Source organism: Buchnera aphidicola (Cinara curvipes) (assembly GCF_900698915.1).
GTDB classification, from domain to species: Bacteria; Pseudomonadota; Gammaproteobacteria; order Enterobacterales; family Enterobacteriaceae; genus Buchnera_F; species Buchnera_F aphidicola_AY.
Window position 1 is genome coordinate 59581 of the sequence record NZ_LR217710.1, and the last position, 13650, is coordinate 73230.

Sequence of the window (13650 nt, forward strand, 5' to 3'; positions counted from 1 at the left end):
AATTTATTCATATAAATAGTATTTTTTTTATATTGTAAAATAAAATATTTATAAAATATTATTTCTGGAGATCTAAAATAGATCTCCAGTAAAAAATAAAATTATAAGTATTTGATCCTATATTTTAATTATTTTATTTTTTTTTCTTCATATAAATAATGTTTTTTTAATATTGGATCATATTTTTTGAGTTTTAATTTATTAACTTGATTTCTTTTATTTTTAGTAGTAGTGTAATAATGTTTACTTCCGCTTGTAGAAATTAATTTTATTTTAATTCTGTTGCTTTTAGCCATTTTTTTCTCTTTTTATATAATATATTTTTTATATATTTCTGAAATTCCAAATTTATTTATCATCCTTAATCCTTTTGCTGATATTCTTATTCTGACTGATTTTTTTTCCTCAGGAATCCAAAATTTATGATATTGTATATTTAAAGAAAATTTTTTTTTAGTAGCATTCATTGAATGTGAACGATTTTGTCCTAACATTGATTTTTTTTTAGTAATTTGACATATTTTTGACATAGTTATCATCTCATATTTTTTTAAATTATTAATATAAATTAAAATTAAACATTTATTTATTACTATATTATTTTTTTAAATTTTAATAATTTTTTTGAAACTTATTTTTTTTTTTATATCTATCAATTGAATTTTTAATTTCTAATTTTGCTTCTTTTGCGTTTTTCCATCCTTTTATTATTACTGTTTTATTTTTCTCTAATTTTTTATAGTTTTTAAAAAAATGAATAATTTGTTTTTTTAATAAAATAGATAACTGATCTATATCATGAATATTTATATATTCTTGTGTAATTTTTTTGTGTGGAACAGCTATAATTTTCTGATCTTCTCCTGATTCATCCTCCATATTTAATAATCCTATTGGATTACATCGAATTATTGATTTCGGTTGAATAGGGTAAGGAGTAGGTATTAATATATCTAATGGATCTCCATCAAGAGAAAGAGTTTTATTAATAAATCCATAGTTGCAAGGATAAAACATAGTTGTAGGTATAAATCTATCTACATATAACATAAAATAAGATTTATGTAATTCATATTTAACTGGACTAGAATAAGCTGGAATTTCAATAATTCCATATATATCATCAGGAATATTTTTTCCTGCTGGTATTTGAGTAAAATTTTTCATATTTTTGAATGTAATATTTTTTAAACATAAAAATTTACTTTTTAGAATAATAAATTTTTAGTTATAAAAGTTTTTAAGGTAAGTATTATTATTTAATTTTATTTTTATAAATTTATAAAAATAGTATTTGTATATATAGATATTTATTAAAAATAAAAAGTAAATTATATATTATAATGTATAATAAAATTTATTTAAAAAATATATATTTATATTTTTTTATTTTTTATTTATATATATTTAATTAAGGATTTGTAATGTTATCTTCTTATAATATACAACAAGATTTAAATATTTTAATTAGTAATATACAGCAAGCATTATTATATTTAAAGAAAAATGTTTCAAGTGGAATGATTATAATAAAAAAAACATATTCTTTAATTATTTCTAGTAGATATGGAATTATAGATAATATTGAATCATTTAATTATGTTAGTAGTTTAGTAACCATATATAATAATTTTCGTCAATCTTCTGTTTTTTCTAATAAAATATCTTTTTTAGAAATTTGTAAATCGATTGATAGATCTATCAGTATATCTAAATATACAGAAATGGATAAATGTTTTGGATTACCTGATATAAATTTATTATTTGATCATAAAAAAAAAATAAATTTATTTTTTCCTAAATTATTTAATTTAGATGAAATAAAGAATTTAGTAGATTTAACTAATTCTGCAGCTTTAAATTTTGATTCTAAAGTTATTAATATAGAAGGATCAGTTTTTGAATATTCAATTGATATAAATATTTTAGGAAATAGTTTAGGTTGGATAGATTCTTATTTGTCTACATGCAATTATTTATCTAGTCATGTTATTGCACGTTATAAAAATTTTATGGAAAGAGATTTTAGTTATTCAGTATCAAGAGATTTTAATGATTTAGATGATCCTGAAAAAGTAGGTCAAGATAGTGCTAAGAAAAGTATTGCAAGATTAAATTCAAAGAAGATATCTACACAGATTTCTCCTGTTATATTTATTTCTGACATTGCCAATGAATTATTTTCTTATTTAATCGATGCTATTAATGGGTATTCTGTATATAAAAAATCATCTTTTTTATTATGTTATTTAAATAAAAAAATATTTCCTTTTTGGCTAAATATTTTTGAAGATCCTTTTATAAATAAAGGTTTATCATCCCGTTTATTTGATAATGAAGGTGTAGCAACAAAAAAGAGAAAAATTATAGAAAATGGTATTTTAAAAACATGGTTATTAGATACTTATTCATCAAATAAATTAAATATAGAAAATACAGGACATTCTGGAGGAATATATAACTGGATAGTATCTAGCACGCAATTAACTCAATCATTTGATGATATTTTACATACTATGAATCGAGGTGTTTTAATAACAGAATTATTAGGCGATAGTATAAATATAATTACTGGCAATTATTCATTTGGAATTTGTGGTTTTTGGATTGAAGATGGAATAATAAAATATCCTATTCATGGAATTACTATATCTGGTAATCTAATTAATACATGGAATAATATTATATTAATAGCTAATGATATTAATAAAAAAAATAATATTCAATGTTCTTCAGTATTGATTGACAAAATACAAATTTCTGGATATTAATATTTAATCTGAATAAATTTATATATTTAATATATTTTATACTAATGAAGTTGATCTATAAGCCGGGTTCTGTTAAAAACAGTCATTTATCTAGATTAATAATTGCTTATTAATTCTTAGCGGTCTACCCGGAGAGGTTTTATGCGGGTACATTCTCCTACTTGACCTTGCTCCTAGTGGAGTTTACCATGCCAAATTTGTTACCAAATTTTGCGGTGCGCTTTTACCGCACCATTTCACCTTTTCCTATTAAAATATTTTTTATTTATTAATAATAAATATTTTATATTGGTAGTTTATTTTCTGTTGTACTTTTCGTAAGATTTCTCTTCCCAGGTGTTACCTGGCACTATACCCGTTGGAGCCCGGACTTTCCTCTGTTTAATAAATTTAATTATACAGCGACTGTTCAATCAACTTCATTATATTTTTTTTTAATTATATTATTATATAGTATATTTTTATTGAAACCACATATTTTTGCAGTTATTTTTATAGCTGTACTTTTTTTCATTTCTTTTTTTAAGATATTAAAAATATTTAATATTTTAGAAGATAAAATATTATCTTTATTTTTTTTTTTTCCATCAATTAGGATAGTTATTTCTCCTTTTTCCCAATAGATGTTATTTTCTATAATATTAAGTATTTCTTTTACAGTGCCTTTTTTTATATTTTCCCATTTTTTAGTCAATTCTTTTGCAATGACTATTTTTCTTTTTGAACCCATTATTTTTTTTATTAACTTTATTGTATGAATTAACCTTTTTGGTGATTCATATAAAATAATTGTACGTATTTCTTTGCATAAAGAATTTATTTTCTTTTCACATGATTTTTGTTTTTTTGGCAAAAATCCTTCATAACAGAATTGATTAGTTTTTAAACCTGAAGCACTGAGAGCTGTAATTGCTGCACAAGCTCCTGGTAAAGGAACAACTCGAATATTATTATAATACGCATGTTTAACTAATAAATAACCTGGATCGTTAATAACAGGAGTTCCTGCGTTTGAAACAATTGCAATATTTTTACCATTATTTAACATGATAATATATTTATTTTTTTTTTCTTTTTCATTACATGTATTTAATTTTAATAGTTTGTTTTTAATAGAAAAATATTTTAATAAAATAGATGTATGTTTTATGTTTTCAGAAATAATATAATCAACTTTTTTTAAAATATTAATTGATCTATATGTTATATCTAATAAATTTCCAATAGGAGTGGGAACAATATATAATAAACCAATATTATTTTTTTTTTATACATGATATTTAATTTACCCAATTTTATTTATTTTAGTTAATTATAATAGAATTAATTTTTTATTTTTAATAAATTATTTAATATTATTAATATTTTATTTATAATTTATTATATTAACATTTTTATTATATCATATGTTTAATAAACATAATGTATTTCTAAATAATTAATAATATTTTTTTATTTATTAAAATTAAATTATATTTATTTAAATGTAAAAATTTTATTAGTGATTCTATTTATATAAAAAATTTATTTAATATTATTTTTTAGTAAAAAATATTGTTATTTAAGGAGAAGAAATATTGAAAAGAGCGGTAATTACAGGTTTTGGAATTATTTCTAGTATTGGTAGTTTAGAAAAAAAAATTGTTAGATCATTAAAAAATGGTATTTCAGGAATAGTATTTTCTAAGATTATGAAAGAATATGGTTTATATAGTACAGTTTGGGGTGGAATATCTATAAAAAGAATTAAAGAAATACCTAAAAGATTTTTGCGATTTATGAATCTTGCATCTATGTATTCATATATTTCTATGAAAGATGCTATTCAAGATAGCAATTTATATCCTGATATATATATGAAAAATCCTAGAGTAGGTATTATTGTAGGATCAGGAAGTGGAGCTGCTCAATTTTATAGATCAATTTTTCAAATTCATAATAATCGTATTAATAAAATTAGTCCATATTCTGCTATTAAAAATATGTCTTCTTCTATTTCAGCTTGTTTAGGATCTTTTTTTAAGATTTATGGAATTAACTATGCTATTAGTTCAGCTTGTTCAACTTCTGCGAATTGTATTGGACATGCTTATGATTTAATTTCTTCTGGAAAACAAGATATTATTTTCGCTGGAGGAGGAGAAGAATTGAGTGTGGAGTTAGCTTCTCAATTTGATGCTATGAGAATTTTATCTATGAATTTTAATAAAACACCAGAATTTTCTTCTAGAGCATTTGACCAAAATCGTGATGGATTTGTTATTTCTGGTGGTAGCGGTATAATAGTTTTAGAAGAATTAAATTCTGCTTTATTAAGAAAAGCTAATATTTATGCAGAAGTTATTGGTTATGGAACTACTTGTGATGGAGATAGCATAATATATCCTTCCGGAGAAGGTTTTGTACGTTGTATGAATAATGCAATAAAACATATTGATAGTTCTATTGATTATATTAATGCTCACGGTACATCTACTAAAATAGGTGATGTTAAAGAATTAAATGCTATAAAAAAGGTTTTTAAAAAACATGGTATTCCTTATATATCATCTACTAAATCTATTACAGGTCATTCTTTAGGAGCTGCAGGAGTACAAGAAATTATTTATACTATGTTAATGTTAAAATACAATTTTATTGCTCCTAGTATTAATATAAATAATCTAGATTTTTCAGCTTTAAATATGAATGTTGTTCGAAAACCTATAGATAAGGTTATTAATATAGCTATGTCAAATAGTTTTGGTTTTGGCGGAACTAATGTTAGTTTAGTAATAAAAAAATATAATTGATAATAAAGAATATTTTTTTAAATATTATTTAATATTTATTTTAAATTTTTTTATATCATTTCATTTTTATATTAAAAACGATATAATTTACTTATTATAAGTGCTATTTTTTAGTATGATAATAAAAATTATTTTTCATATATTTTATTATTAACGTGTTATAAATATAAATTTTATTTATTAATTTTTAATATTATATGAGTGTATGTATGAATCAATTAGATTATTTAAAAAAATATTCTACTATAGTAGTAGATAGCGGTGACATAGAGTGCATAAAGAAATATCATCCTAGTGATGCAACTACTAATCCAACATTAATTTTAAAAAGTGTTTTATCTAAAAAATATGAATATATTATTGATAATTCTATAAAATATGCAAAAAGTATTAGCAGTTCTATAGATGATCAAGTAAATTATGCAAGTGATATGGTGTCTGTAGGATTTGGTGTAGAAATTTTAAAAAATATTCCAGGATATATATCAACCGAAATTGATGCACGTTTGTCTTTTAATACTGAAAAATGTATTCAAAAATCTATACAAATAATACAATTATATAAAAATTATGGAATTGATGTATCTAGAGTATTAATAAAATTAGCTGCTACTTGGGAATGTATTCAAGCAGCAAGAGAATTAAAAAAAATAGGTATTAAGTGTAATTTAACATTGTTATTTTCTTTTGCTCAAGCTCGTGCCTGTGCAGAATCAGGTGTATTTTTAGTTTCTCCTTTTGTTGGTCGAATTTATGATTGGTATCAAAAATCTTTTATTAATTCTGAGTATTGTTCTGAACTAGATCCAGGTGTAATAGCATTGAAAAAAATCTTTATTTATTATAAAAAATATAGGTATAAAACTATTATTATGGGTGCAAGTTTTCGTAGATTAGAACAAATTTTAGCATTATCTGGATGTGATCGTATTACTATATCTTTAGATTTATTAGAGCAGTTAAAAATGAAAAAAGATAAGTTTTTAAAACAATTAGATGTTAATAAAATTAATACAGTATTAATTAAACCAAGTCCTTTATCAGAGTCTGAATTTAGATTTTTGCATAATCAAGATGCTATGGCTGTTGAAAAATTATCTGAAGGTATTCGACAATTTAGTTCTGATCAAATACGATTAGAAAAATTTTTACTAAATAAATTATAATTTTTAAAAATATTAAAAAACATTTTTAATTTTTTAAAAATTTATTTTATCAAGGAAAGAAATATGTTATCTAGAAGACACTTATCAAATGCAATACGAATTTTAAGTATAGATGCTATTCAAAAAGCACAATCAGGTCATCCTGGAGCTCCTATGGGTATGGCAGATATTGCTGAAGTATTATGGCGTGATTTTTTTAAACATAATCCAAATAACCCTTTATGGTGTGATCGTGATAGATTTATTTTATCTAATGGTCATGCTTCAATGTTATTATATAGTGTTTTGCATCTTTCAGGATATAAAATATCTATAGAAGATATAAAAAATTTTAGACAATGTTTTTCTAAAACACCAGGTCATCCTGAAGTACACTGTACTCCAGGAGTAGAAATTACTACAGGTCCATTAGGTCAGGGGTTAGCTTCTGGTGTAGGAATGGCTATTGCTGAAAAATTATTATCACAATATTTTAATAGAAAAAATTTTAATATTATAAATCATTATACATGGGTTTTTTCTGGAGATGGATGTTTAATGGAAGGAATTTCTCATGAAGTTTGTTCTTTAGCTGGAACATTAGAGTTAGGTAAGTTAATTGTTTTTTATGATAAAAATGGTATTTCTATTGATGGTGAAGTATCTGATTGGTTTACTGATGATACAAAAAAACGTTTTTTATCTTATAATTGGCACGTAATTGAAATTAATGGTCATGATTCAGAGGAAATTATTTATTCTATTAAAATAGCTAAAAAAAATGTTCTTAAACCATCACTTATTATATGTAATACAGTAATTGGATTTGGCTCTCCTAATAAGTCAGGTAAATCAATTTCTCATGGAGCACCTTTAGGTGAAAATGAGGTATTGTTAACTCGTAAACAATTAAATTGGAATTATCCACCTTTCCACATTCCTGAATCTATCTATTCTGCTTGGAGCGCTAAAAAAAAAGGAAAAGAAATAGAATTATCTTGGAATAATTTATTTAAAGAGTATTCTATAAAATATCCAGAATTATCTAAAGAATATATTCGTAGAATGAAAGAAAAATTACCTAATGAATTACAAACTATATTATATAATTTTCTGTTAGAATTAAATACTTCATTAACAAGTATTTCAACACGCGAAGCTTCAAAAAATACGTTAGAGAAATTTGGAAATTTATTACCTGAATTAATTGGTGGGTCTGCTGATTTAGCTCCTAGTAATTTAACTATTTGGTCCGGATCTAAATCTATAAAAAAATGTATTACAGGTAATTATATTCATTATGGTGTAAGAGAATTTGGAATGACATCTATTGCTAATGGAATTTTTCATCACGGATGCTTTATTCCTTATACAGCTACTTTTTTAGTATTTTCAGATTATGCTCGTAATGCTATACGTATGGCTGCATTAATGAAAACTCGACATATTTTTGTTTATACTCATGATTCTATTGGATTAGGAGAAGACGGTCCTACTCATCAACCTATTGAGCATATTTCTACTTTAAGATATATACCAAATTTAAGTGTATGGCGACCTTGTGATTCTTCTGAAACAGCAATTGCTTGGTTTTATGGTATTAATAGAAAATTAGGACCTACAGCTTTAATATTATCTCGTCAAAATGTAAAACAGTTTTTAAGAACAGAAGATCAGATTAAAAATATTTTTAAAGGTGGATATATTTTAAGAGATTATGGTTGTAATATTAACTATATTATTATTGCTACCGGTTCAGAAGTATCTTTAGCTATAAAAGTTGCAAGAGATTTGTATAAATCAGGTTATCATGTTAGAGTTGTATCAATGGTATCTGCTGATTGTTTTGATAGTCAAGATAAAAAATACCGTGAGTTAGTTTTACCTAAAAAAATTATAAATAGAATATCTATTGAAGCGGGAAGTAGTGAATATTGGTATAAGTATGTGGGTATAAATGGTATTCGAATTGGAATTGATACATTTGGAGAATCAGGTCCTGGAGAAAGTTTATTTAAAATTTTTGGTTTTTCAGTAGAAAAAATTGTAGATCAAATTAAAAATCATTTTTTTATTTAATTTTATTGATGATATTTTTTTATATATGATATTATTTTATATATTTAATCAATAATATTTGTTTAAAATTTTAAAATATTTAAGTTATATAAAAAAATATCAGGATTTAATATGTATACTGAAGTTTTAAATTTGACAAAAAAATTAGTTGATATACCATCAATCAGTCCTAAAGATTTAGGTTGTCAAGAAATTTTAATAAAAAGATTAAAATTATTAGGTTTTAATATAGAAAGAATGAATTTTAAAGATACAAATAATTTTTGGGCTTGGAGAGGATATGGTAAAACTATTACTTTTTTAGGACATACAGATGTAGTTCCCGAAGGTGATATTTTTTCTTGGAAAACTTCACCATTTATATCTACTATATCTAATGGTATTCTTTATGGTAGAGGTGCGGTAGATATGAAAGGTTCAATAGCTGCTATGTTAGTAGCTGTAGAGAATTTTATTAAAAACAATCCTAATCATAAGGGTCGAATATCATTTTTAATTACTTCAGATGAAGAGTCTACAGGTAAATATGGAACTAAAAAAGTAGTTTCAATATTAGAAAAGAGAGGAGAAAAATTTAATTATTGTCTTGTTGGAGAACCAACTTGTGAAAATATTTTAGGTGATTGTATAAAAAATGGTCGTAGAGGTTCACTTTCAGCTGATTTAACAATATATGGTGTTCAAGGTCATGTTGCTTATCCTAATTTAGCTTCTAACCCAATTCATTTATCAGCTCCATTTTTAGTAGAATTATCTACTTTATCTTTAGATAAAGGTAATGATTTTTTTGATCCTACTATTATTCAGATTTCAAAAGTATTTTCAGAAAATAATTATACTACTAATATGATTCCAGGAAAATTAAAAGTATTTTTTAATATTAGGTTTAGTTCTTTGATTACTAAAAAAATGATTATAAATAGTATTAAATGTTTACTTCATAAGTACTCAATAAAATATTCTATTTCTTGGATTTGTCATGCTAAACCTTTTATTTCTTTACCTGGTACTTTTTGTAAAATTCTTTCTAACTGTATATATGAGTATACTCATATTATTCCTACTTTTAAAACAAATGGTGGTACTTCTGATGGAAGATTTATTTTTCACTTATCTGATGAAACAGTGGAATTTGGCTTATTAAATTCTACAATTCACAAAGTTAATGAATGTGTAAATTTAGTTGATTTATTAAAATTAAAAAATATTTATTTTAATATTTTAAATAAATTATTTTTATAAATTATATATATGTTTTTAATGTTATTATATATATTATTTTTTATAAAAAACTTTCATGCAATATTTATGCAATGATAATATAAATTTTATCATTGCATAAGATATATATTAGTTTATTTAATTTAATTTAATAAATATAATTTTTATTATAAAATAAATATTATTTTAAGATATTTTTTATAATTTTAAATATAATTTAATATTTTTCTATATATCAAATTTACTTTATATATAATTTTATTGAATTAATTGCTTTTTTGAGAATTTTTTTGTTTTTACTTAATAATGGTGTCATTGGTAATCTTAAAGTATCATATTTTATTAAATTAATGTATCTAGCTGCCCATTTTATGGGAATAGGGTTTGTTTCTTTAAATAAAAGGTGATGCAGATCACTTAATTCTTTATTTATTATTCTTGCTTTTATGAAATTTCCTTTTAAGGCTAGATTACACATTTTTACCATATGATAAGCAGCAATATTAGCTGTAACAGAAATAACCCCATTTCCTCCTAGTTGAATAAAATCTAAAGCAGTTGTATCATCCCCGCTCATTAAAATAAAGTCATTTTTTACAATTTGTTTAATTTGATTTACTCTTGATAAATCTCCTGAAGCATCTTTTAAGCCAATTATATTTTTAAATTGTGATAATTTAGCAATTGTTTTTGGTAATAAATTACATCCTGTACGATTTGGTACATTATATAATATCTGTGGTAAATCAGTACTTTCTGCAATAGATTGAAAATGAAGATATAATCCTTTTTGTGTAGGTCGATTATAGTAAGGTGTGATACTTAAACATCCAGAAATTCCTGATTTTTCTAGTTTTTTAGTTAGTATGATACTTTCTGAAGTTGCATTTGATCCAGTTCCTGCAATGATAGGTATTTTTTCATCTGCAAATTCTAATGTATTCATAATTACATTAGTATGTTCATTTTGATTTAATGTAGCTGATTCTCCTGTTGTTCCTACTGAAACTATTGCATTAGTTTTATTTTTAATATGATACTGAATTATTTTTTTTAAACTTTTTTTACAAAGATTTCCTTTATCATCCATAGGTGTAATTAAAGCAACAATACTTCCTTTAAACATTTTAATAATTCCTTATAAAAAAAATAATATATTTATTTTAATGAGATTATTATTTATGAATAATTAAAAATATTATTTTTAAATTAGTAGATATTTATTTTTTAAAATATTGTTTTGTTTATTAATAAATATTTTAAATATTTTTTAAATAAATATTTTCTTTTTGAATATCATATCTCTTTTTTTAAGAATATACGTTATATATAAAAATATAGTTTAATTCTTAAATTTTTTAATTATAAAAACATTACTTTAATTATAGTTTTGATAAGATAATAAATTATTTTCCGCATTGAGCGCGAAAGCGTAAAGTATGATCCATTAATGTTATTGCCAACATAGCTTCTGCGATTGGAATTGCTCGTATACCTACGCAAGGATCATGCCTACCTTTTGTAATTATAGAGGTTTCTTTTCCAAATTTATTTATTGTTTTTCCGGGTATTTTAATACTAGATGTAGGTTTAAAGGCTGCTTGTACTATAATTTTATCTCCGTTACTAATTCCACCTAAAATTCCTCCTGAATGATTGCTTGAAAATCCATTAGGTAAAATTTCATCTCGATGTATATCCCCGGTTTGTTCTACTACATTAATTCCGTCCCCTATTTCAACAGATTTAGCTGCATTAATACTCATAATTGAGTGAGCAATTTCTGCGTCTAATCGATCAAATACAGGTTCTCCTAAACCAACAGGAACATTTTTTGCAATAACTACAATTTTAGCTCCAATAGAATTCCCAGATCTTTTAAGTTTTTTAATAAACTGAGTTATTTGATTAATTTTTTCAGGATTGCTACAAAAAAATGGATTATTTTTTACTTCTTCCCAGGATTGAAATGGACAATGAATTGGTCCTAATTGTGATAAATATCCTTTAATTTTTATATTATATTTTAATTTTAAATATTTTTTCGCAATTGCTCCCGCAGCTACTCTAATCGCAGTTTCTCTAGCAGACGATCGACCCCCACCTCTATAATCTCTAATACCATATTTTTTATCATACGTAAAATCTGCATGATTAGGTCTATATATATTTTTAATATTTGAATAATCTTGTGATCGAACATCCTTATTTTTTATTTTTATTCCAATGCTAGTTCCGGTAGTTTTTCCCTTAAAAATACCTGAAAATATTTCAACTATATCTTCTTCTCTTCTTTGTGTAGTAAAAGGAGAAAAACCTGGTCTTCTTCTATTTAATTCTTTTTGTATATCACTGTTTTTTATAGAAAAACCAGGAGGTACTCCATCAATAATTCCAGCTAACATAGGTCCATGTGACTCCCCACATGTTGTTACTTTAAATATTTTTCCAATAGTATTACCTGACATATCAACCTCAGTATTAAAAATAATTAAATAGATATTTTAATATATAATTATTATTTTATTATAATATTTTATTTATTTAAAATAAATACATAATTAATTATATTAATATATGTAAATATAGATATTTTATTTTAAAGTAAAAATTATTTTTTATTTTTTGTAAAATATTACATATTTTTATTATAAATTAATAAATATGTTTTTTAAAATTGTATATTTTATCAAAAATTATTTTTATAAATATAATATTTTGTTAAAAAATATTAGAAACTTAAACATTTGGAAAATTTTGATATGAAAAAAAGTAATACGATTAATTTAAATGAAAAAGAAACATTTTTATATTATATGAAAGGAGTTAAAAAAATTATACAAGATAAAATTTGTCATATTAATATTAAAAATAACAATAAGTATCGATTATATAATAAAGATATTTTAACACAAGAAGCACATAGTTATTATTTTAGAGATATTGTAAATGAAAATTCATTTTTATTAACTAATAATCCTGTTTGTTTTGTTAGAAATATGCGTTATAATCTGGATTTAAAAAAATTAAAAAGAGGAGAGTATATACCAGAAATTACTTTAGATTTACATGGAATGAATTTATATCAAGTTAAAAAAGAATTAGGAAAGTTAATTATGATTTGTCATAAAGAGAAATTCTTTTGTGCTAATATTCTTCATGGGTATGGTAGAAAAATATTAAAAAAACAAATTCCATTTTGGTTATCTCAACATCCTGATATATTAGCTTTTCATCAAGCTCCAAAAATATTTGGTCATGATGCAGCTATATTAGTTTTTATAAAAAATAATTATATGTAATATATATAGTATTTTTATATCTATTAAAGATTAATTATTATAAAATGAACTTATAAAAATTATTTTTAATATTGTATTAAAATAAATTTTTTTTATTTATTAAATTATTATAAAAATTATATTATTTATTTTAATATAATATTTTCTAAAAAATAATAATTAATTTTAAATTAATAATAATTTTTATTTTTTTAAAAAAATAATTAATAATTTGTATTTTAGATATTGATATTGAAAATAATTTTTTTAATTATATTAAACATAGTTTAGACAAATATAAATTGATTTAATGTTAATTTTATTTAAAAATAAATATAAAAAATTAATTAAGTTATTATAT

General features: G+C 22.5%; 12 protein-coding genes and 1 other RNA gene. 6 read left to right on the plus strand and 7 right to left on the minus strand.

Annotated features, from left to right (window positions below; translation table 11 throughout):
• Nucleotides 1–128: 128 nt before the first annotated feature.
• From rpmG to ppa, 3 genes are all read right to left on the minus strand, one after another.
• Nucleotides 129–296 (minus strand): 50S ribosomal protein L33, encoded by a 168-nt coding sequence (gene rpmG, locus BUCICURV3402_RS00280; RefSeq protein ID WP_154029119.1) that lies wholly within the window; start codon nucleotides 294–296, stop codon nucleotides 129–131.
• Between the two features lie 12 nt (nucleotides 297–308).
• Nucleotides 309–530 (minus strand): 50S ribosomal protein L28, encoded by a 222-nt coding sequence (gene rpmB / locus BUCICURV3402_RS00285; RefSeq protein ID WP_154029120.1) that lies wholly within the window; start codon nucleotides 528–530, stop codon nucleotides 309–311.
• An 82-nt stretch (nucleotides 531–612) separates the two neighbouring features.
• Nucleotides 613–1167 carry an inorganic diphosphatase gene (gene ppa, locus BUCICURV3402_RS00290; protein WP_154029121.1) on the minus strand — a complete coding sequence of 185 codons (555 nt, stop codon included), beginning with the start codon at nucleotides 1165–1167 and terminating at the stop codon, nucleotides 613–615.
• Between the two features lie 257 nt (nucleotides 1168–1424).
• Here ppa and BUCICURV3402_RS00295 point away from each other — a divergent pair, with 257 nt between their 5' ends.
• Complete coding sequence (locus BUCICURV3402_RS00295; protein ID WP_154029122.1) at nucleotides 1425–2771, plus strand: metallopeptidase TldD-related protein; 1347 nt, start codon at nucleotides 1425–1427, stop codon at nucleotides 2769–2771.
• Nucleotides 2772–2813: 42 nt separating this feature from the next.
• Here BUCICURV3402_RS00295 and rnpB read toward each other — a convergent pair.
• Nucleotides 2814–3192: RNase P RNA component class A (gene rnpB / locus BUCICURV3402_RS00300), an RNA gene on the minus strand.
• Nucleotides 3181–4026 (minus strand): 16S rRNA (cytidine(1402)-2'-O)-methyltransferase, encoded by an 846-nt coding sequence (gene rsmI, locus BUCICURV3402_RS00305; protein WP_154029123.1) that lies wholly within the window; start codon nucleotides 4024–4026, stop codon nucleotides 3181–3183. Before rsmI ends, rnpB begins: the two co-directional genes overlap by 12 nt.
• A 322-nt stretch (nucleotides 4027–4348) precedes the next feature.
• On the opposite strand from rsmI, the gene BUCICURV3402_RS00310 reads away from it, so the two are divergent.
• The 4 genes from BUCICURV3402_RS00310 (at nucleotide 4349) to dapE (ending at nucleotide 10029) form a co-directional block, all read left to right on the plus strand.
• A complete protein-coding gene (locus tag BUCICURV3402_RS00310; RefSeq protein WP_154029124.1) occupies nucleotides 4349–5563 on the plus strand; it encodes a beta-ketoacyl synthase N-terminal-like domain-containing protein in 1215 nt (404 codons plus the stop codon).
• Nucleotides 5564–5772: 209 nt separating this feature from the next.
• Nucleotides 5773–6729, plus strand: a complete 957-nt coding sequence (tal, locus tag BUCICURV3402_RS00315; RefSeq protein ID WP_154029125.1) for a transaldolase — start codon at nucleotides 5773–5775, stop codon at nucleotides 6727–6729.
• A 63-nt stretch (nucleotides 6730–6792) separates the two neighbouring features.
• Nucleotides 6793–8787 (plus strand): transketolase, encoded by a 1995-nt coding sequence (gene tkt / locus BUCICURV3402_RS00320; RefSeq protein ID WP_154029126.1) that lies wholly within the window; start codon nucleotides 6793–6795, stop codon nucleotides 8785–8787.
• 111 nt (nucleotides 8788–8898) lie between these two features.
• Nucleotides 8899–10029 carry a succinyl-diaminopimelate desuccinylase gene (gene dapE / locus BUCICURV3402_RS00325; RefSeq protein WP_154029127.1) on the plus strand — a complete coding sequence of 377 codons (1131 nt, stop codon included), beginning with the start codon at nucleotides 8899–8901 and terminating at the stop codon, nucleotides 10027–10029.
• 220 nt (nucleotides 10030–10249) lie between these two features.
• Here dapE and dapA read toward each other — a convergent pair whose 3' ends face one another.
• The gene (dapA, locus tag BUCICURV3402_RS00330) at nucleotides 10250–11134 is read right to left on the minus strand and encodes a 4-hydroxy-tetrahydrodipicolinate synthase (RefSeq protein ID WP_154029128.1); all 885 of its coding nucleotides are present in this window, start codon (nucleotides 11132–11134) and stop codon (nucleotides 10250–10252) included.
• Nucleotides 11135–11414: 280 nt separating this feature from the next.
• A complete protein-coding gene (gene aroC / locus BUCICURV3402_RS00335; RefSeq protein ID WP_154029129.1) occupies nucleotides 11415–12476 on the minus strand; it encodes a chorismate synthase in 1062 nt (353 codons plus the stop codon).
• Between the two features lie 294 nt (nucleotides 12477–12770).
• On the opposite strand from aroC, the gene smrB reads away from it, so the two are divergent.
• Nucleotides 12771–13310 carry an endonuclease SmrB gene (gene smrB / locus BUCICURV3402_RS00340; protein WP_154029130.1) on the plus strand — a complete coding sequence of 180 codons (540 nt, stop codon included), beginning with the start codon at nucleotides 12771–12773 and terminating at the stop codon, nucleotides 13308–13310.
• The last annotated feature ends 340 nt before the right edge of the window (nucleotides 13311–13650 follow it).

Bases quoted from the DNA above. Each gene is read 5' to 3' on its own strand.
- rpmG (WP_154029119.1), bottom strand. From the start codon at position 296: ATGGCTAAAAGCAACAGAATTAAAATAAAATTAATTTCTACAAGCGGA.
- rpmB (WP_154029120.1), bottom strand. From the start codon at position 530: ATGTCAAAAATATGTCAAATTACTAAAAAAAAATCAATGTTAGGACAA.
- ppa (WP_154029121.1), bottom strand. From the start codon at position 1,167: ATGAAAAATTTTACTCAAATACCAGCAGGAAAAAATATTCCTGATGAT.
- BUCICURV3402_RS00295 (WP_154029122.1), top strand. From the start codon at position 1,425: ATGTTATCTTCTTATAATATACAACAAGATTTAAATATTTTAATTAGT.
- tal (WP_154029125.1), top strand. From the start codon at position 5,773: ATGAATCAATTAGATTATTTAAAAAAATATTCTACTATAGTAGTAGAT.
- tkt (WP_154029126.1), top strand. From the start codon at position 6,793: ATGTTATCTAGAAGACACTTATCAAATGCAATACGAATTTTAAGTATA.
- dapE (WP_154029127.1), top strand. From the start codon at position 8,899: ATGTATACTGAAGTTTTAAATTTGACAAAAAAATTAGTTGATATACCA.
- dapA (WP_154029128.1), bottom strand. From the start codon at position 11,134: ATGTTTAAAGGAAGTATTGTTGCTTTAATTACACCTATGGATGATAAA.
- aroC (WP_154029129.1), bottom strand. From the start codon at position 12,476: ATGTCAGGTAATACTATTGGAAAAATATTTAAAGTAACAACATGTGGG.
- smrB (WP_154029130.1), top strand. From the start codon at position 12,771: ATGAAAAAAAGTAATACGATTAATTTAAATGAAAAAGAAACATTTTTA.